Source organism: Hyphomonas sp. (assembly GCF_041398385.1).
In the GTDB taxonomy this organism is placed as follows: Bacteria; Pseudomonadota; Alphaproteobacteria; order Caulobacterales; family Hyphomonadaceae; genus Hyphomonas.
In genome coordinates this window covers 704,910-724,268 of sequence record NZ_JAWKUW010000001.1, presented here as the reverse complement: position 1 = coordinate 724,268, position 19,359 = coordinate 704,910, and the positions used below count along the sequence as shown (strand labels likewise).

Here is a 19,359-nt window from a genome sequence, read left to right as displayed (position 1 = left end):
GGGGAGCTATTCAATTTTTTTGGAAGCCGGTTTCACCCCTGCCAAAATACCGTTCCTTGAAATTTCACGCATTCCTTCAACCGTAATTCCACCCGCTTGTGTCAAAACGGCGCGTAACGATGTGGGACGTCGCTGTCCCGCATTGCTCCAGTTTCAAGCGCCAGGGCGGGCGAGAAGATCCCCCGGCACAGCATGGGTGATAGATTTAATGGCCAAGACCGTTCTGGTGATTGACGACGATCCGACACAGCGCCGCCTGTTGCAGGCCGCCGTGGAAAAGGCCGGCTTTGCCTGCCGCACCGCGCCGGATGGCGAAGCGGGCCTCGCGCTCGCCGCCGATCCGAAGGATGGGATCGATGTGGTGCTGCTGGACCTCACGATGCCGGGCCTGTCCGGCATGGAGACGCTGGAGCGCCTTGCTGCGAAGCGTCCGGACCTGCCGGTGATCATGCTGACGGCAACCAGTGGCATCGACACGATCGTGCAATCCATGCGCGGCGGCGCGGTCGACTTCATCGTCAAGCCTGCCAATCCGGAGCGCGTGGTCGTCTCCATACGGAATGCCCTCAAGATGCAATCGCTGAGCGGCGAAGTGAAGCGCCTCGCCCGCAAGGCCGAAGGTGGTATGAGCTTTGACGACATGATCGCCTCGGCCGCGCCGATGCGCCAGGTCGTGCGCCTTGCCGAGCGCGGCGCCGTGTCTGACATCCCGGTCCTGATCCTCGGCGAGAGTGGTGTGGGTAAGGAAGTTGTTGCCCGTTGTATCCAGGGTGCCTCGGCCCGCGCCGGCAAGCCGTTCGTCACCGTGAACTGCGGTGCTATTCCGGAAAACCTCGTCGAGTCGATCCTGTTCGGCCATGAGAAGGGCGCCTTCACCGGCGCCGTGACGAAATCGCTCGGCAAGTTTGTCGAGGCCGATGGCGGCACGCTGTTCCTCGACGAAGTCGGCGAACTGCCGCTCGACGCACAGGTCAAACTGCTCCGTGCCCTGCAGGAAGGGGAGGTGGATGCCGTCGGCTCCCGCCGTCCGACCAAGGTGGATGTACGGATCATCTCCGCAACCAACCGCGACCTTGCCCAGCAAGTTGCCGAAGGCACGTTCCGCGAAGACCTGTTCTATCGCCTCAACGTGTTCCCGATCGACATGCCGAGCCTGCGCGAACGCCGCGAGGACATTCCGGCCCTGGTCGACCATTTCATCGGCCGCTTCAATGCAAGCGAAGGCACGAAGATCACCGCCGTCGCCGACGACACGATGAAGATGCTGTATGCCTTCGACTGGCCAGGCAACGTGCGCCAGCTGGAGAATGCGGTCTTCCGCGCCGTTGTCCTGTGTGAAGGCGACACGCTGCAGCCGCAGGATTTCCCGCAGATTTCCGGCCAGATGCCGGACCTCGACGCCCTGCCGTCCGCGCCGCGCATCGCGGCCCCGGCCGCTGCGTCGGCCGCCAATGACACGGCCCCGGTCTCCGCCGACGTGCCGGTGGCGATCAAGGATGCCGATGGCGAGTTGCGGGCGCTGCAGGATATCGAACGCGACATCCTTCAGTATGCGATTGAATTCTATAGCGGCCATATGAGCGAAGTATCCCGCCGTCTCGGCATCGGCCGCTCGACGCTGTATCGCAAGGTGCGGGAATACGATCTCGAAACCGGCGAGCGCGAAGCGAGCTGATCGCCGACACGTTTCTGGGGGGGAACGGGAAGGCCTCCCGGTGCGCGAGCGCCGGGGGGCCTTTTGGTTTCAGCCGGGCGCCGGCAGGGCGTAGGACATGGTGACGTCGCAGCGCTGGTAGCGGTGGCCATGGCGGGCCATGATGTCCGGGTCGTGCCGGAAGCCCACTTTTTCATAGAGGTGGATGGCGGCCTTGCATTTCGTATTCGTCAGCAGGAAGAGTTCCGTCATCTTCATGCGGCGGGCACGTTGCAGGATCTTCTTCATCAGGAAGTTCCCGGCATTCAGGCCCCGGGCGGCTTTCATGACGCCCATCTTGGTGAGTTCATAGCTGCCCCCGCCCATCGGCATCAGGGCGCAGGTGCCGACGATGCCGCGGGTTTCGTGTTCGACGAAGAGGATGATGCCGCCCTTGTCGATGATGCGGCGGCGGGGATTCTCGATGATGTCCACGTCTTCGGGTTCGAGGCGGAACATGTCTTCCACCCATTCGCGGCTGATCCGGTCGAAGTGCGGGGCGAGCGCGTCGGTGAACTCGACGATGCGGAGACGGGCGGCATCCGAGGCGTCTTCAATCCGCTGGTGAAGCGGGCGCTCATCGAGGCGCCCTTCGACCATGGCGACAAGGCCGAGCAGGTCGCCGTCCGGACTGGCGCAGAGCGCTTCAGCCGCCGCGCGCACATCCGGCCAGAAATGCGCGCGCATGTCGGCGACCAGGGCCTCGCCGGCCGGCGTGAAATAGATCTCGCGGTGGCGATTGTCGCCTTCGATGGTCCGTGTGCCGGTCAGTCCCATTTTCTGCAGGGCATTATGGATGCGCGTGATGGCGGGCTGGCTGACGCCCACGGCCGTCGCCGCTGCGCCGACGGCCATCGGCCCATTGGCGGCAAGGGCGGCGATCAACGGGAAATGCGTCGTCTGGATCGGATAGGCACGCGTGTCGAATGCCGCGACCGCATCGGCCTGTAGCCGGTCGGCGAGCCGCTTCAGCCGGCTGGCGAGGCCCAGATAGCCGACATCACTCAGAACGTCCTCACGCATTGGGGCCTCATATATAACGCACTATATAACGCGTTATGTAAATTATGGCGGACGGGGGGACAAGCGGAAATCCAGCACCAAGGCGGACCAGTACTCAGGCATAAAAGCTAAAGTTTTTACTTGACTGTTTCGTGCGAGCAAATAATAAAGCAAAAACTTTAGTAATGGAGGATTTCGCGATGGCCGCCCACACACTTGCACCCCGGACCGTCACGCATGGCAGCTTTTCGATCGACCGGGTGTTCCGGTCCTCGCCCGCCAGAGTGTTCGATGCCTTTTCGGATCCCGCAAAGAAGCGCCGCTGGTTTGCCGAAGGGCCGGGCTTCCATCTCGACTCTTTCGACATGGATTTCCGGGTCGGCGGGGAAGAGAAATCCCGCTTCCGATTTGTTGGCGAAAAGCCGATCGAGGAGGGCACGCCCTGCCATAACGACACGGTCTATATGGACATCATTCCCGGGAAGCGGATCGTGATTGCCTATTCCATGAGCTTCGGCGGCGCGCCGTTTTCCGCCTCACTGGCGACCATGGAATTCCTGCCGGAAGGGGAGGGCACGCGGCTGGTCTTCACCGAACAGGCGGCCTTTTTCGAAGGCGGGGACGGGGTTGAAATGCGCGAGCAGGGCACGCGGGAATTGCTGGGCCAGCTGGCCGCCGAACTCGGCGAATAGAAGGGTAGCCCCATGCAGGCGCAACAGGCGATGCCGGATGTCGATCTGGTCTTCCACGCGCTGGGGGATCCGACCCGGCGCGCCATTCTTGAGCGGCTGAGCCGGAGACCGGCGACGGTGTCCGACCTCGCCGTGCCGTTCGACATGTCGCTGGCGGCCATCGGCCAGCATGTTCAGGTGCTGGAACGCAGCCGGCTCGTCCGTACAGAGAAGGTGGGCCGCACGAGGACCTGCCAGATCGATCCGGAAGGCCTGTCGCTGGCCCGCCAGTGGATCGAGGAGCGCAAGCGGGTGTGGGAAGACCGGTTCGACCGGCTGGCGGAGTTCCTGGACGAGGACGACCCGGAATAGGCGGTCAGGCCGCGTCCGGGCTCGGCCGTTTGAGCGCCATTACCGCAAGGCCGGCCGCCGCGGCCAGCACCATCATCCAGTAGATCCGCGCCTGTGCTTCCACGCCGCCCGGCGAGAGCGCGTCATAGGCAAGGCCCGCAAGGAAACTCGACAAAGCGAGGATCGGGCCGAAGACCAGCGCGCCGTTGACGGCATAGGCGAGCGGCAGGCGCTCGTCCGGCAGGGCGGCCTGCAGGAAGCGCATCGTGCCGAGATGGGTGAGTGCGAAGGACGCGGCGTGCAGCGGCTGGAAGAGGGCGATGGCGGCCAGTGGCAGGGCGAAGCCGGCTGCCGTCCAGCGAATGATCGCACCGACGCCGCCGAGCCAGAGCAGGGTGACCGGACCGACGCGGCCGAGCAGGCGGGCCGAGAAGACCAGCAGTATGATTTCTGCCACGACGCCGATGGCCCAGAGCGCGCCGATGCCGGAGCCGGATATGCCCTGTGATACCCAGATCACGGAGGAAAATGAGTAGTAGGCGCCATGACTTGCCTGGATGAGGGCGGCGGCGAGGATGAAGGCAAAGACGGACGGGATGCGGTAAAGTGAGAAGCCTTCGCGGAACGTGCTGAGCACCGTGCGTTTCGGCAGCACCTGACGCGCGCCTTGCCTCGTGAACAGCGGCGCGAGCGTCGCAAGCGCGGCGGACACTGCGAGAAAACCCAGCGCACCATCCGGCCCGTATGCGGACAGGATGGCGCCGCCGGCAAGGTTCGCAGTGACGAACGCGGCGGAGGCGAGGGCCCGGCCCTGGCCATAGTCCGGGCGGGTGGCGCGCGTGCCATAGACCAGCACCGCTTCGAAAAGGGGGCCGGCCACATTCGCGGCGCTGTAGATCGTGACGCAGACGAGGAAGGCGGCGGCGTGCGGCAGCTGAGGGAAGAGGAGGGCATAGCCCGCAAGGCAGACCGCCATCACGCCCGCAAGCGTGGCGCGAAGGCCATGGCTTTGCGCGCGGCCAGCGGCGAGTGGCCCGGCGACGATGCGGATCAGCGCGGCCAGCGTGCCCGCGCCGGCAATCTCCGCGCCGGACATGCCGCCGACCTTATCCATCCAGACCGGCAGGTAGGGCAGGTTCGCGCCGACCACGAGGTTGACGGCCCCTGCCGCGATAGAGGCGCGCCAGGAATCGTTCAGGCCCATGCGTCAGGCCTGCAGCGGAAGGACGGGCCGGACAGCATCTGCGGGAATCCGTGGACTCAATCTGGGGAACGATTCCGCCTTACTCCGGATGCGGGGCGCCGGGTAGAGGGATTTTCCGGTTCTGGAAGATCAGTGTGGCGCGGTGGCGAGCTGGGCTTTCACGACTTCCGCGATCTTGCGGGCGTCGGCCTCGCGGGGGCTGCCGGCGCGCCAGGCCATGCCGATCTGGCGGCCGATGACGGGGCGCACGAATTCGCGCACCGCGACATCGCTGCCGACGAACAGGCCGTGGTCGACGGCCAGCTTCGGCAGCAGCGACACGCCGAGGCCGCCGGCAACCATGTTGACCAGCGTGCCGAGCGATGTGGCGGCGACCTGGTCCTTGCCGTCGCCCGTCCGCATGCGGCAGATCGACAGGGCATGGTCGCGCAGGCAGTGGCCGTCTTCCAGCAGCAGGAGGTCTTCGTCCTTCAGGTCTTCCGGCGCGAGCCCGTTCTTCTTTGCCAGCGGGTGGGCCGGTGGGGCGGCGAACAGGAATTCATCGTCATAGAGGGCCAGCGTCTCGATGCCCGGCGCATCCCAGGGCAGGGCGATAAGGGCCGCGTCCAGCGTGCGTGAGCGCAACTGGTCGATCAGGCGCCCTGTCCTGTCTTCGTGCAGGTAGAGTTTCAGCTCCGGATAGGTCGCGTGCAGCGCACGCACCGTCTGGGGCAGCACGAAGGGCGCGATCGTCGGGATGGCGCCAAGATGGAACGGACCGGTCAGCAGGGCGCCGGCGCTCTGCACTGTCTGGACCAAGGCGTGGGCATCGTTCAGCAGGGCGCTCGCGCGCTGCATCGCGAGTTCGCCGGCATGGGTGAGCCGGGCGCCGCGGGCTTCACGTTCGGCCAGTTTGATGCCGAGCAGGTCTTCGAGTTCCTTGATCCCGGCCGACAGGGTCGGCTGGGTGACGTGGCAGGCCTCGGCCGCCCGCGAGAACGAGCCGGTCTCGCCAAGGGCGACAAGGAATTGCAGCTGGCGGAGCGTCGGCAAGATCATAGGATTTATCTATATCTTTTGCTCCAATTATCAATTTTCCTTTTGGTCGCAGGCGTGGGATTCAAGGATTGTCAGCGGCAAAACCGGCCGCTGCAGAATCTGCGGAACCCTTCCGGGGTGTTGCGGATAGTACAGTAGAGCCGCCGGGCTGAGGGCACCTCCTCCCCACCCATCAGGGTGCCCTGGCCAAGCGGCACGAATTGGCCCGGCAGGCCGAAGATTGCGTCTCTCCCCCACAGCAGACGCAAGGCACCGTCCCCTTATGAGCCAGACGCCTGCCGGGTCACCTTCGTGCGAAGGGGCCTTTTGCTTCAGCCTTCGCCAAGTGTTCGTGAAGGACTCCGCCAGACGAATCGCAGGACTCGCCGGGGCGCAGAAAGTGAGGCTGCGCGATGTCTGGACACGTACTGTTAAAAGACAGTCATCTTCCACGAGTCTGTGGATGAATTTGTGGCACATCCCAGCAAACTGATTCAAAACAGAAAAATCAGGCCATCCCATGCTGGCCCAGCAGTGTGTTCCGGTTTGTTCCCTGCCTGTCCATAAGATGTTCCTGTATGGGCCTGTTGTGGATATTTCGATTCCCGCAAGCGGCCCATTGAGGCCCATGCTCTCCCATGATAATCCACGTTAATACATGGTTTACCCATGCGGGGTTTAGGCAAGAAGAACGGGCTGGCGGGTGTTTGTTTCCACCTATGAGAGCGCTATTGACGCAAAAGGGCGGGTGTCCATCCCTGCGCCCTTCCGCGCGGCGTTGGGTGGCGGTACGCGCATCTTCCTGTGGCCGGCCCTGGACGGCTCCGGCTGCCTTGAAGGCGGCGGCGAAGCGCTCATGGCCCTTTACCGCGCCATGCTGACCCGGCTCCCCCCGCAGTCGAAGGTTCGCAAGGCGCTCGTCACCCGCATCATCGCCGGCGCTGCCGATCTCAAGATGGACGATACCGGCCGTATCAAGCTGCCCGAGGAGCTGTGCAAGGCCGCGGGCCTGACCGACCGGATCACCTTTGCCGGCAATATGGACAGTTTCCAGATCTGGAATCCGGAACGCCATGCCACGTTCAATGCCGAAATGGAAAAGACCGCGGCCGAGCCTGAAACGCTCGATGCGCTGGGCGAGGCCTATGGGGAAGTGCTGCGCCAGCAGGAGCGCGGCGTCATGGCACCGCTGAAACTGGTCGAGGGAGGGGAGGGCTGATGCCGACGAAACCCCTGATCTCTCCGGGCCCGGCGGGCCACAAGCCGGTGATGCTCGACGAGGTGCTCCAATACCTCGCCCCGAAGGAGGGCGACATCATTGTCGACGGTACCTTCGGCGGCGGGGGCTATACCCGGGCGATCCTGACGGATGCGAAGTGTTCGGTCTTCGCCATCGACCGCGATCTCGACGCCATCGTCCGCGCCGAGGAACTGGCCGCCCAGACCAACCGGCTGACGCCGCTGCTTGGCCGGTTCGGCGAGATGGACGAACTGCTGGAAGCAGCGGGATGCCCCAAGGTCGACGGCGTCGTGCTGGATATCGGCGTGTCCTCCTTCCAGATCGACGAGGGCCATCGCGGCTTTTCCTTTGCCAAGGACGGCCCGCTGGACATGCGCATGGGCGCGGCCGGGCCGACCGCGGCGGATGTCGTCAACCAGATGGATGAGGGCGACCTCGCCAATGTCATCTTCCGCCTCGGCGAGGAAAAGCAGGCTCGCCGCATCGCCCGCCAGATCGTGCAGCGCCGCAAGGAACGGCCCTTCCGCACCACGCTGGACCTTGCCGATACGGTCGAGGCGGCGGTCGGCGGACGCAAGGGATCGCGCATCCACCCGGCGACGCTGACCTTCCAGGCCATCCGCATGTATGTGAACGACGAGCTGGGCGAGCTCGCCCGGGCGCTGGAGGCGGCAGAGAAACTGCTGCGGCCCGGCGGCCGTCTCGTCCTCGTCACCTTCCACTCGCTGGAAGACCGGATCGTGAAGCAATGGCTGCGCGACCGGGCCGGGCGCAATACCGGCGGATCGCGCCACTTGCCGATGATGGGCAAGGGCGCCGATCCGACGTTTGAACTGACACCGCAGAAGGCGGTCCTTCCACAGGATAAGGAAGTGGAAGGTAATCCGCGTGCACGCTCTGCGAAGTTGCGGGCGGCCGTCCGGACGGACGCCCCCGCACGGACCGGAGAGGCGGACGACGGCATGAACCTGCCGCCCCTCTCGAAACTGGAGGAGGCATCATGAGCCGCCGCGCATTCATCCTGGGACTCGTCATTGTCGGGCTGCTGGTTTTCAGCCTGTACCGCGCCAAATACGGCGCCAAGGACACCGCCGCCGAACTGATGTCGGTGGAGGCGCAGATCGAGGACGCCAAACGCGAGAAGGCGACGCTCGAAACCGAGCTGTCGCACATGAGCCGGCGCGAATGGATCGAGGAATATGCCCGCAACGAGCTGGGCATGGCCCCGCCGCAGCCCGAGCAGATGGCGAACGAGCACGATCTCGACGCGCTGGTCGGCGTGCCGGTCGATCCGGTTGCGGAAGATGTGCAGGACGTTTCCCAGAAGGGGGCGCCTGAATGACGGAAGCCTCGCGCAACCGGACCCGTCTGGTCGGCCTCGGCCTCAGCGCGCTGTTCGTCGTGCTGGCGGGCAAGGCGGGCTATCTCGCCCTGTCGCCGGAACGGGCGGTGGCGCACCGGTTTGCGGGCGACGCGAGCCAGCATGTGCGCGCCGACATTGTCGACCGCAATGGCGAGCTGCTCGCGACCTCGGTTACCGTCTATTCCCTGGTCGCCAATCCGAAACAGATCTGGGATCCACGCGAAATCGCGACCCGCATTGCCGGCGTGCTGCCGGACATCGACGTGGCGGAGCTGACGGCGCGCCTGTCGGACCAGAACCGGGAATTCGTCTGGGTGAAGCGCAGCCTGACGCCGCGCCAGCGCGAAGCCGTGTTCAATCTCGGCCTGGAAGGCCTGCGCTTCGAGGAAGAGCAGTCGCGGTCTTATCCGCGCGGCACGCTGGCAGGCCATGTGCTTGGCTTCACGAATGTCGACGGCAAGGGCGCGGGCGGCATCGAGTACAGCCTGAACGACCGGCTGGAAAACGGCGGCGAGCCGCTGCGCCTGACCATCGACAATGGCGTCCAGTCGGCGGTCGAGGCGGAGCTTGCCTCTTCGGCTGCGGCGGACGGGTTCAATGGCGCGGCCGTGATCCTCGTCGAAGCCCGCACCGGCGAAGTGCGGGCGCTGGCCAGCTGGCCGCCCTTCGATCCGAACCGGTCTTCCGAAACGCCGATGGACGACCCCTCGCGCCTCAACCGGGCGACGGGCGCCGTATACGAACTGGGCTCTGTGTTCAAGCCGCTGACCGTCGCCGCTGCGCTGGAAGCCGGCGCGATCGCGCCGGGCGACGTGTTCAATGTCCACGATCCGATCGAGCTGCGCGGCTATAGCATTTCCGACCTCCATTCGATCGGCCTGACGGCCGACGTCACGAAGATCATCACGGAAAGCTCGAACATCGGCACCGTGCACATTAATGAGAAGCTGGGCCCCCGGCGGCAGAAGGCATTTCTGGAGCTGGCCGGCCTGATGGATCGGGCGCCGGTGGAGCTTGCCGGCAGCGCCGCGCCGATCCTGCCCGAGCGCTTCGACGACCTGACCTCCGCCACCGCCTCCTATGGCCATGGCATCGCCGTCAGCCCGATGGCCTTCGCATCGGCCTTTGCCGCCTTCGCCAATGGCGGCGAGCGCGTGCCGCCGACGCTGATCTTCGACGAGACCCGCAAGCCGCAGCCGGTCCGGCTGATGTCGGCGCTGACGGCAAACATGGTCAATGCCATGATGCGCGAGGCGGTGCTGCGCGGGACGGGCCGCAATGCCGAGGTCGCCGGCTATCGCGTCGCGGGCAAGACCGGCACCGCCGAGAAGCCCGTTCCGGGCGGCTATGACGACGGCGCCAACATCTCCAGTTTCGCGGCGATTTTTCCCTATGACAGCCCGCAATATGCCTTGATTGTGACACTGGATGATCCGAAAGCCGGGGAGGGAGGCTCGGTCGCTTCCCAGAATGCGGCACCGACCGCAGGTCGTATCATAGAACGTGTTGCGCCGCTGCTCGGCCTCGCCCCACGCTTTGAGGATTTCCGCCCTGCCGGCGACCGGTACCGCTCACCATCGGATGAGAGGACATCGCTGTGACCCATACGCTCAACGACCTGTTTCCCGGCTGCGAAAACGGCGACACGGTCATCACCGGCATGACGGCCGACAGCCGCAAGGTAAAGCCGGGCTATCTGTTCGCGGCCCTCAAGGGCACGGTGACGGATGGCGGCAAGTTCGTTGCCGATGCCATCGAAAAGGGCGCCGCCGCGATCCTCTCCGATGCGAGCGTCACGGATGTCGGGATACCGCATGTTGTCGCCGAGGAGCCGCGCAGGGCGCTCGCGCTCGCCGCCAAGCATTTCTATGATTCCCAGCCGGCAACCGTCGTGGCCGTGACCGGCACCAATGGCAAATCCTCGACCGTCGATTTCTGTCGTCAGATCTGGGCGCGGGCAGGCCTCACTTCCGCGTCCATGGGCACGCTCGGCGCCATCGGGCCGAAGGGCAAGATCGATGTGGGCCATACGACGCCGGACCCGGTGACCATCCATGAGACGCTGGCGGAACTCGCCGCCCAGGGCGTCACGCATTGCGCGATGGAGGCCTCCAGCCATGGCCTCGAACAGCACCGCCTTGACGGTGTCGACCTCTCGGCCGTCGCCTTCCTGAACTTCACGCAGGACCATCTCGATTACCACTCGACGATGGAGGACTACCTCGCCGCCAAGCTCCGCCTGTTCCGCGATCTCGGCTATCAGGGCATGCCGGCTATCGTCAATGCCGACAGCGACCAGCGCGACGATTTCGAAGCCGCCGCCCTCGGCAAGCAGATGCCGATTGTCTCCTTCGGCTGGCGCGGCGAAGACCTGTGGATCGACGAGATCATGCCGCGTGCGACCGGGCAGGTGCTGAACCTCTACTGGCGCGACGTCGAACAGAAGCCGATCGAGCTGCCGCTGATCGGCGAGTTCCAGGCCCTGAATGCGCTGGCCGCCGCCGCGATCTGCCTGTCGCTGGGCATGGAGTTCCCGGCCGTGGCCGAGGGGCTTGCCCATCTCCAGCCGGTCAAGGGCCGGATGGAATTCATCGGCAAGTCGGCCGAGGGTGGCGCGGTGTTCGTCGACTATGCTCACACGCCGGACGGGCTCGACGTGCTGCTGCGCGCTGTGCGTCCGCACACGGCCGGGCGGCTGAAAGTCATCTTTGGCTGCGGCGGCGACCGCGATGCGCGCAAGCGCCCGATCATGGGCGAGATCGCCGCGCGCCAGGCCGACGACATCATCGTCACCGACGATAATCCGCGCACGGAAGACGCTGCATCCATCCGCAAGCAGGTGCTGGCCGGTTGCCCCGGCGCGCGCGAGATCGGCGATCGCGGCGAAGCGATCCGCACGGTCATCGCGGAGCTGAAAAAGGGCGACACGCTGGTCATCGCCGGCAAGGGCCACGAGACCGGCCAGATCATCGGCAAGGAGGTGCATCCCTTCTCCGACCAGGACGCTGCGCTGGCGGCACTGGAGGGGACGCCCGCATGACCCGCCCGCTGTGGACCTCCGACGACATGGAACTCGCCACCGGCGGGACCGCGACGGCGCCGTTCACGGTGACGGGCACGGTGTCCATCGACACGCGCACGCTGGAAGAGGGCGACCTGTTCGTCGCCCTGAAGGATGTGCGCGACGGGCATGACTTTGCCGAGGCGGCGTTCAAGGCCGGCGCGGCCGGGGCGCTCGTCTCCCGCAAGGTGGGCGACGGGCCGCAACTGGTCGTCGAGGATGTGCTGACGGCGCTGGAACAGCTGGGCATCGCCGCCCGCGCCCGCTGCGGGGCCCATCGGACCGCGATCACCGGCTCTGTCGGCAAGACCAGCGTCAAGGAAATGCTGGCGCGGATCTATCGCGCCCTCGGCCCGGCGCACTGGAGCCAGAAGAGCTTTAACAATCACTGGGGCGTGCCGCTGACGCTGGCGCGGATGCCGGAAGACACCGAACGCGCGGTGTTCGAGATCGGCATGTCGACCCCGGGCGAAATCGCCCCGCGCAGCCACATGGTCCGCCCGCATACGGGCATCATCACGCGCATCGCCGGCGCGCACCTTGAAGGCCTCGGCAGCCTCGAAGCGGTGGCGCGGGAAAAGGCCGACATCTTTGCCGGGCTGGAAGCGGGCGGCACCTTCATCCTGCCGGCCGATGACGATTTCTTCGACCTCCTGGCCGACCGGGCACGGGCCTATTGCCCGACCGGCAATCTTGAATCCTTCGGCCGCTCGCCCGAGGCAACGGCCCGCATCGTCGGCTATGAGACCGACGGCATGGTCAGCCGCATCCAGGTGGATGTGGTCGGCAAGCCGGTGCTGGTGGTCATCAAGGCAGTCGGCGAACACTGGGCGCAGAACGTCGCGGCCGCATTGCTCGCGGCGAGCCTGTCGGGTGCGTCGGTCGAGGACTGTGCCGAGGCGCTGAACGGCTATGCCCCGCCGCCGGGCCGCGGCACCAGCGAGACGCTGGCCCTGCCGGGCGGCGGCGAATTCACCCTGATCGACGACGCCTACAATGCCAATCCTGCCAGCATGCGCGCGGCGCTCGCCGCCCTGAAACAGCGCGGCTCCGGGCGCCGTCTCGTCGCCCTCGGCGAGATGCTGGAGATCGGCGATACGTCGGATGCGGAACATTCCGGGCTGGCTGTGCCTGTCGTAGAGTCAGGGGCCGCCGGGGCCTTCCTTGCGGGTGACAAAATGACTCACCTCGCCGAGGCGCTGCCGCCCGAGTTCCAGAAAGTCTGGGCCCCGAGAGCAGATGGCCTGTTCGAAGCGGTGGAAAACGCATTGCGCGATGGTGACGTGCTCTTGATCAAAGGCTCGAATGCCTCCGGGATGGGAAAACTCGCTGACCGGCTGCGCCAATGGAGCGCGCCGGCAAATATGGGCAAGATGGTTCGCAGTGCAGAAGGCGCTGCAGGGGTTGGCTGATGCTGTACGAATGGCTTGCCGCGGATCGCGGCATCTTCAATCTTCTGAACTACATTACCTTCCGCACCGGTGCGGCGGTCGTCACGGCATTTCTCGTGACAGTGTTGTTCGGAGATCACATCATTAATTTGCTCCGTGCCCGTCAGGGCAAGGGCCAGCCGATCCGCGACCTGTCGCTGGAGCAGCAGCTGCAAAAGCGCGGCACGCCTACGATGGGCGGCTTCCTCATCTGGCTGGGCCTGCTGGCCGGTGTGCTGCTCTGGGGTGACCTGAAGAATCCTTACATCTGGGTCACGCTGTTCGTGACGCTCTCCTATGCGCTGCTCGGCTTCTTCGACGATTACGCAAAAGTCACGAAGCAGACCGATGCGGGCGTGTCGGCCGGCATCCGCCTGTTTGCCGGCTTCGGCATCGCGGCGCTCGCCTGTGCCTTCATCATGGGCCTGCACGGCGCGCACACGCCGGCCGGTCATGCCGAATGGGGCGCGCTGAACCCGCTGGCCGAACAGATCGCCGCGCTGGCGCCGCGCACAAGCGTCACACCGGCGGACCCGGCCTTCTCGGGTGGCGTCGCAGTTCCGTTCGTGAACGACTATTTCTTCCCGCTCGGCATGTTCTTCATCCTGTTCGGCATGATCGTCGTCGTCGGCAGCGCCAATGCGGTGAACTTCACTGACGGGCTCGACGGCCTTGCCATCGTGCCGATGACCTTTGCCGCCGCTGCCTACGGCCTCATCGCCTACCTCACCGGCAACTTCGTCTTCGCAGATTATCTCGGCATCCAGTTCGCGCCGGGGGCAGGGGAGCTGACCGTGCTGCTGGGCGCCATGATCGGCGCGGGCATGGGCTTCCTCTGGTACAATGCCTACCCGGCCAAGGTGTTCATGGGCGACACCGGCTCGCTCGGCCTTGGCGGCATGCTGGGTGTGGTGGCTGTTTCCACCAAGCATGAGTTTGCGCTGGTCGTCATCGGCGGCCTGTTCGTGATCGAAGCCCTGTCGGTGATCCTGCAGGTCAGCTGGTTCAAGCTGACCCGCAAGCTGACCGGCGAGGGCAAGCGCATCTTCCTGATGGCGCCGCTGCACCATCACTTCCAGAAGCAGAACTGGCCGGAAACCCGCGTCGTGGTCCGCTTCTGGATCCTCTCCGTCCTGTTCGCCCTTGCGGGCCTTGCCACCCTGAAGCTGAGGTGATGTGAGGCCATGATCCCGATTACGGAATACGCAGGAAGGGATGTTGCGGTGTTCGGCCTCGGCCGCACCGGCCTTTCCGCTGCCCGGGCCCTGAAGGCCGGCGCGCGCGTGTCCATGCCTGGGATGACAATGAGGAAACCCGGAAAAAGGCCGAGGCCGCGGGGCTGACGCTTTCCGACATCAACAAGCGCGACTGGCAGACCTTTGCCGCGCTGGTCCTGTCGCCGGGCATTCCGTACAAATTCCCGCAGCCGCACCGCATCGTGCGCATGGCCGAGATGACCGGTGTGCCGGTCGTCGGCGACATGGAACTCTTCGCGCGCGCCGTGCAGGCGCTGCCGGAGCGCGGCCGTCCGAAGATCGTCGGCATCACCGGCACCAATGGCAAGTCGACGACGACCGCCCTGATCGGCCACATCCTGAAGCAGGCCGGGCGTGATGCGCGCATCGGCGGCAATATCGGCACCGGCGTGCTGGACCTTGCTGCGCTGCACGCCAATGCGATCTTCGTGCTTGAGCTGTCCTCCTACCAGCTCGACCTCGTGAAGAGCCTGCACTGCGATGTCGCCGTGCTGCTGAACATGAGCCCGGACCATCTCGACCGGCATGGCGGCATGGACGGCTACCAGGCCGCCAAGATGCGGATCTTCCTGAACCAGACGGAGAAGGACACCGCGGTCATCGGGTTCGACGATGTCATTACGCAGTCCATCGCCATCGGCCTCTCGGCGCGGGGCCCTGCGCGGGTGATGCAGGTTTCGTCCAGCTACACGCTCGGTCGCGGTGTCAGCTCTGCCGACGGCAAGCTGTATGACAGCCTGTCCGGCAATGCCACGCTGGTCGGCAAGCTGGCGGACTGCGTCGCGCTGCCGGGCAAGCACAACCACCAGAACGCCGCTGCCGCCTATGCGGCCTGTCGTGCCCTCGGCCTCGAACCGCAGGTTATCATGGAGGGGCTGCGCACCTTCCCTGGCCTCGCGCACCGCATGGAACGGGTCGGCGAAATCGACGGCGTGCGGTTCGTGAACGATTCCAAGGCGACCAATGCGCAGGCGGCCGAACAGGCGCTGAAATCCTACGACAACATCTACTGGATCGCGGGCGGCGTGCCGAAAGCCGAAGGCATCGTGCCGCTGGCGCCCTACTTCCCGCGCATCACCAAGGCCTACCTGATCGGCGATGCCGAAGAGGCCTTCGCCGCCACCCTCAAGGGCAAGGTCGCCAGCCAGACCTGCGGCACGCTGGACAAGGCCGTCGAGGCGGCGTTCCGCGATGCAAGAAATTCCGGAAGCGACAATCCGGTCATCCTTCTTTCACCAGCCTGTGCGAGCTTTGACCAGTTCCGCGATTTTGAGCACCGGGGCGATGCGTTCCGGTCGATCGTGGAGGCGATGATGCCCACAGAGCTGAGGGAAATGGCTTGAGCTACACTGCCACAGCGCCACTTCTTGCCAGGTCGGATACATCCTGGTTCATGGAATGGCGGCGAACGGTGGATTGGGGCCTGCTTGGCGGGGCCTTCTTCCTGATCGCCATCGGTCTTCTGATGTCGCTTGCTGCCGGCCCTTCGGCGGCGATGCGCTATGGCTACGACAATCCCTATTTCTTCCCCATGCGCCAGACCCTGTTTGCCGGGGCGGCTGTTGTGCTGATGCTGGGCGCCAGCATGCTGGACAAGACCTGGGCCCGGCGCGTCGCCGCCTTTGTCATGGTGCTGAGCCTTGCGCTGATGGTCTACATCCTTGTCGGCGGCGGGCATGAGGCAAAGGGCGCGCAACGCTGGATCCGGATTGCAGGCTTTTCCCTGCAGCCGAGCGAGGCGGTTAAGCCCGCCGTGATCGTCATGTCCGGCTGGCTGCTGGCGCAGCGCGAAGACTATCCGAACCGGATCTGGGAAGCGGTCGCCTTCATCTTCTACGCCGTGACGGTCGGCCTGATGCTGCTGCAGCCGGATGTCGGCCAGTCCTTCCTGCTGACGGTGGCCTTTGTCGTCACCTTCTTCGTCAGCGGCCTGCCGTGGAGATGGGCCGCGGCCTTTGCTGGCGGCGGCACGGCGCTTGCGGGCCTGCTCTATGCGCTGCTGCCGCATGTGCGCGCGCGCATCAACGGCTTCGTCGCGATGCAGGAAGGCGACCATTCGCAGATCGACCGCGCCGCGGAAGCCATCGCGCGCGGCGGCCTGTTCGGCACCGGGCCGGGTGAGGGGCTCGTCAAGGCGCGCCTGCCCGATGCGCATACGGATTTCATTTTCGCGGTGATGGCGGAGGAGTTCGGCCTGATCGCCGCGATCATGCTGCTGGCCGCGTTCGCGCTGCTGGTGCTGAGGGGGTTCCGTGCGGCGGCACATGTCCACGATGGCTACGCCAGGGCTGCAAGCGCCGGACTCTTCACGCTTTTTGGTCTTCAGGCGGCCATAAACCTGGCTGTTAATCTGGCCCTGATCCCGCCCAAGGGGATGACCCTGCCATTTGTGTCCTATGGCGGTTCGTCCATGCTGGGCACGGGATTGACACTGGGCCTCGCACTGGCACTTGTGCGCGGGCAAGGCACGCGCACAAGGGGCCGGTATGGCTGAAGGCACAACAGGCAAGCTCGTCATCATCGCAGCCGGGGGGACCGGCGGGCACATGTTCCCGGCCCGGGCCTTTGCCGATGAAATGATCTCGCGCGGCTGGACGGTCGGCCTGATGTCCGACAAGCGCGGCCTGCCCTATGCCAGCGATTTCCCGAGCAGCTGGAAGCATGAGGTCAATGCGGCCTCTCCGACTTTCCGCAAGCCATGGACGCTGCCGGGTGCCTTCCTGAAGATCCAGGCCGGCATCGGCGAGGCGCGCAAGATGATGCAGCGCACCCGGCCGGCCCTGGTGGCGGGCTTTGGCGGCTATCCGGCCTACCCGGCGCTGGCGGCTGCGCGCCGGCTGAAAGTGCCGATCATCATCCATGAGCAGAACTCGGTCCTTGGCCGGGTCAATCGCAGCATGGCGAAACATGCGAAATTCGTCGCCTCAGGTTTTGACCGGCTGGACCGCCTGCCGGCGGGGTGCGACCACCGGCCGGTGGGCAATCCTGTGCGCGCGCCCATCCTTGCCATGCGCGATCTCGACTATCCGTCAACAGACGGACCGCTCAATATCCTCGTCACCGGCGGCAGCCAGGGCTCCATGCTGATCGGCGACATGGTGCCGCTGGCGATTGCGAACCACCTGCCGGCGTCGCTGCGGGCGCGGCTGAAAGTCGTCATGCAGGTGCGCACCAACCAGGTCGACAAGGTGCAGGCGATCTATCGCAATGCCAATGTCGAAGCAGAAGTGTCGACCTTCTTTTCCGACATGCCGAAGCGGCTCGCCGAAGCGCATCTCGTCATCGCGCGCAGCGGGGCAGGGACGGTCAGCGAGATTGCCGCCGTCGGCCGCCCGTCCATCCTCATTCCGCTGGCCATCGCCATGGACGACCACCAGGCCGCGAATGCCGAGGCGCTGACGGATGTGGGTGCCGCCGACATGATCCTCGAAGCAAACCTTTATCCGAACCTTCTGGGCGAGCTGATCGCGGCGCGCCTCAACGATGCGCCGGGCCTGCGCCTGCGGGCGGCGGCCGCCAAGGCCTCGGCGCGGATAAACGCAGCCCGCGACCTTGCAGACCTCGCCGAAGCGGCGATGAATTAGATTTCCAGATTTCCGGAGCGATCCCCCATGACTGCCCCCACACCTTTCGATCTTGGCCCGGCCCATATTGTCGGCATTGGCGGCATCGGCATGTCCGGCATCGCCGATGTGATGCTGACCATGGGCTATGATGTTCAGGGGTCTGACATCCGGGATTCCGACAATCTCGAACGCCTGCGCCAGCGCGGCGTCAAAGTGTTCATCGGCCACAAGCCGGATAACGTCAAAGGTGCCGGGACGGTGATCATTTCCTCAGCCATCAAGGGCGACAATCCGGAGGTTGCCGCCGCCCGCGCTGCCGGCATCCCGGTTGTCCGCCGTGCCAACATGCTGGCTGAGATCACGCGCCTCAAATACACGGTCTGCGTTGCCGGGACGCATGGCAAGACGACGACGACCTCCATGGTCGCGGCGCTGCTTGACGGGGCCGGGATCGACCCGACCGTCATCAATGGCGGCATCATCCATGCCTATGGCTCGAACTACAAGGCGGGCGAGAGCGACTGGATGGTGGTGGAAAGCGACGAGAGCGACGGCACCTTCGCCAAGCTCCACCCGACCTGCGCCATCGTCACCAATATCGACCCCGAGCACATGGACCATTACGGCACCATGGAGAAACTGCGCGAGGCGTTCGACACCTTCGTCGAGAACCTGCCCTTCTATGGCTTTGCGGTTCTGTGCACGGACCATCCGGAAGTGCAGGCGCTGGCCGCCCGCGTGACGGACCGGCGCCGCATCACCTATGGTTTCAACCGCCAGGCCGATGTGCGGGCGGTGAACCTCAGGACCGATCTCAATGGCGCACATTATGGCGTGGCCCTGCGCCGGCCGGGCTCGGCCCAGCCGCGCATGATCGAAGACCTGACCCTGCCCATGGCGGGCGAGCACAATGTGCAGAACTCGCTGGCCGCCATTGCGGTGGCGCTGGAACTCGGCGCGACCGACGATCAGATCCGCTCGTCGCTCGCTGGGTTCGGCGGGGTCAAGCGCCGCTTCACGCCGGTCGGTGAATGGCTGCCGGAACAGGGCAAGCCGCCGGTGCGCATCATCGACGATTACGGCCACCACCCGGTGGAGATCGCCGCCGTGCTGAAGGCCGCCCGCGCCATGCAGGGGCAGGAACAGCTGATCGCCGTCTGCCAGCCGCACCGCTACACGCGCCTGCGCGACCTCTTCGAGGAATTCTCCCGCTGTTTCGACCAGGCTGACGAGGTCATCATCGCGCCGGTCTATGAGGCGGGCGAAACGCCAATCGAAGGCATAAATAACGAGGCTCTGGTCAATTCTATCCGCCGCCACGGTCACCGTTCGGTCATGGCACTGGACACGCTGGAGACGCTTCCGGCTGCAATCCGGGCGCGAATCCGGCCCGGCGGAATGGTCGTCTGCCTCGGCGCCGGCGACATCACGAAATATGCTGCGGACCTCGCCGGGAAACTCGCCTCCGGCGCATGACCCCGCGGCAGGCGCCGCAGCTTCTGCCT

16 protein-coding genes and 1 pseudogene are annotated in these 19,359 nt (G+C 65.4%); 14 read left to right on the top strand and 3 right to left on the bottom strand.

Annotation, left to right across the window (positions count from 1 at the left end; genetic code table 11):
- The first annotated feature begins 208 nt into the window (after window positions 1–208).
- The gene (locus R3C13_RS03545; RefSeq protein ID WP_371309413.1) at window positions 209–1,675 is read left to right on the top strand and encodes a sigma-54-dependent transcriptional regulator; all 1,467 of its coding nucleotides are present in this window, start codon (window positions 209–211) and stop codon (window positions 1,673–1,675) included.
- Window positions 1,676–1,744: 69 nt separating this feature from the next.
- Here the strand turns inward: R3C13_RS03545 and R3C13_RS03540 are convergent, their stop codons facing one another.
- Window positions 1,745–2,716 (bottom strand): GNAT family N-acetyltransferase, encoded by a 972-nt coding sequence (locus tag R3C13_RS03540; RefSeq protein ID WP_371309412.1) that lies wholly within the window; start codon window positions 2,714–2,716, stop codon window positions 1,745–1,747.
- A 179-nt stretch (window positions 2,717–2,895) separates the two neighbouring features.
- Between R3C13_RS03540 and R3C13_RS03535 the strand changes: the two genes are divergently transcribed.
- A complete protein-coding gene (locus tag R3C13_RS03535) occupies window positions 2,896–3,387 on the top strand; it encodes an SRPBCC family protein (RefSeq protein WP_371309411.1) in 492 nt (163 codons plus the stop codon).
- 12 nt (window positions 3,388–3,399) lie between these two features.
- Complete coding sequence (locus R3C13_RS03530; RefSeq protein WP_371309410.1) at window positions 3,400–3,738, top strand: ArsR/SmtB family transcription factor; 339 nt, start codon at window positions 3,400–3,402, stop codon at window positions 3,736–3,738.
- 4 nt (window positions 3,739–3,742) lie between these two features.
- Here R3C13_RS03530 and R3C13_RS03525 read toward each other — a convergent pair whose 3' ends face one another.
- Together R3C13_RS03525 and R3C13_RS03520 are read right to left on the bottom strand one after the other, a co-directional pair.
- Window positions 3,743–4,921, bottom strand: coding sequence for an MFS transporter (locus tag R3C13_RS03525; protein WP_371309409.1), 1,179 nt, complete (start codon window positions 4,919–4,921; stop codon window positions 3,743–3,745).
- A gap of 129 nt (window positions 4,922–5,050) precedes the next feature.
- Window positions 5,051–5,959 carry a hydrogen peroxide-inducible genes activator gene (locus R3C13_RS03520; protein WP_371309408.1) on the bottom strand — a complete coding sequence of 303 codons (909 nt, stop codon included), beginning with the start codon at window positions 5,957–5,959 and terminating at the stop codon, window positions 5,051–5,053.
- 682 nt (window positions 5,960–6,641) lie between these two features.
- On the opposite strand from R3C13_RS03520, the gene R3C13_RS03515 reads away from it, so the two are divergent.
- From R3C13_RS03515 to murC, 11 genes and pseudogenes are all read left to right on the top strand, one after another.
- Window positions 6,642–7,157 (top strand): division/cell wall cluster transcriptional repressor MraZ, encoded by a 516-nt coding sequence (locus R3C13_RS03515; protein ID WP_371309407.1) that lies wholly within the window; start codon window positions 6,642–6,644, stop codon window positions 7,155–7,157.
- Window positions 7,157–8,182 carry a 16S rRNA (cytosine(1402)-N(4))-methyltransferase RsmH gene (gene rsmH, locus R3C13_RS03510; protein ID WP_371309406.1) on the top strand — a complete coding sequence of 342 codons (1,026 nt, stop codon included), beginning with the start codon at window positions 7,157–7,159 and terminating at the stop codon, window positions 8,180–8,182. The genes R3C13_RS03515 and rsmH overlap by 1 nt, the downstream gene beginning before the upstream one ends.
- A complete protein-coding gene (locus tag R3C13_RS03505) occupies window positions 8,179–8,520 on the top strand; it encodes a septum formation initiator family protein (protein ID WP_371309405.1) in 342 nt (113 codons plus the stop codon). The genes rsmH and R3C13_RS03505 overlap by 4 nt, the downstream gene beginning before the upstream one ends.
- Window positions 8,517–10,142, top strand: coding sequence for a peptidoglycan D,D-transpeptidase FtsI family protein (locus tag R3C13_RS03500; RefSeq protein ID WP_371309404.1), 1,626 nt, complete (start codon window positions 8,517–8,519; stop codon window positions 10,140–10,142). The genes R3C13_RS03505 and R3C13_RS03500 overlap by 4 nt, the downstream gene beginning before the upstream one ends.
- Window positions 10,139–11,581, top strand: coding sequence for a UDP-N-acetylmuramoyl-L-alanyl-D-glutamate--2,6-diaminopimelate ligase (locus tag R3C13_RS03495; RefSeq protein ID WP_371309403.1), 1,443 nt, complete (start codon window positions 10,139–10,141; stop codon window positions 11,579–11,581). The genes R3C13_RS03500 and R3C13_RS03495 overlap by 4 nt, the downstream gene beginning before the upstream one ends.
- Window positions 11,578–13,014, top strand: coding sequence for a UDP-N-acetylmuramoyl-tripeptide--D-alanyl-D-alanine ligase (gene murF, locus R3C13_RS03490; RefSeq protein WP_371309402.1), 1,437 nt, complete (start codon window positions 11,578–11,580; stop codon window positions 13,012–13,014). The genes R3C13_RS03495 and murF overlap by 4 nt, the downstream gene beginning before the upstream one ends.
- On the top strand, window positions 13,014–14,207 hold the full coding sequence (gene mraY / locus R3C13_RS03485) for a phospho-N-acetylmuramoyl-pentapeptide-transferase (protein ID WP_371309401.1): 1,194 nt from the start codon (window positions 13,014–13,016) through the stop codon (window positions 14,205–14,207). The genes murF and mraY overlap by 1 nt, the downstream gene beginning before the upstream one ends.
- A 9-nt stretch (window positions 14,208–14,216) precedes the next feature.
- Window positions 14,217–15,631: pseudogene (gene murD, locus R3C13_RS03480) on the top strand (UDP-N-acetylmuramoyl-L-alanine--D-glutamate ligase).
- Window positions 15,628–16,782, top strand: a complete 1,155-nt coding sequence (locus tag R3C13_RS03475) for an FtsW/RodA/SpoVE family cell cycle protein (protein ID WP_371309400.1) — start codon at window positions 15,628–15,630, stop codon at window positions 16,780–16,782. Before murD ends, R3C13_RS03475 begins: the two are co-directional and overlap by 4 nt.
- Window positions 16,775–17,872, top strand: a complete 1,098-nt coding sequence (gene murG / locus R3C13_RS03470; protein ID WP_371309399.1) for an undecaprenyldiphospho-muramoylpentapeptide beta-N-acetylglucosaminyltransferase — start codon at window positions 16,775–16,777, stop codon at window positions 17,870–17,872. The genes R3C13_RS03475 and murG overlap by 8 nt, the downstream gene beginning before the upstream one ends.
- 27 nt (window positions 17,873–17,899) lie before the next feature.
- On the top strand, window positions 17,900–19,330 hold the full coding sequence (gene murC, locus R3C13_RS03465; RefSeq protein WP_371309398.1) for a UDP-N-acetylmuramate--L-alanine ligase: 1,431 nt from the start codon (window positions 17,900–17,902) through the stop codon (window positions 19,328–19,330).
- Window positions 19,331–19,359 lie beyond the last annotated feature (29 nt).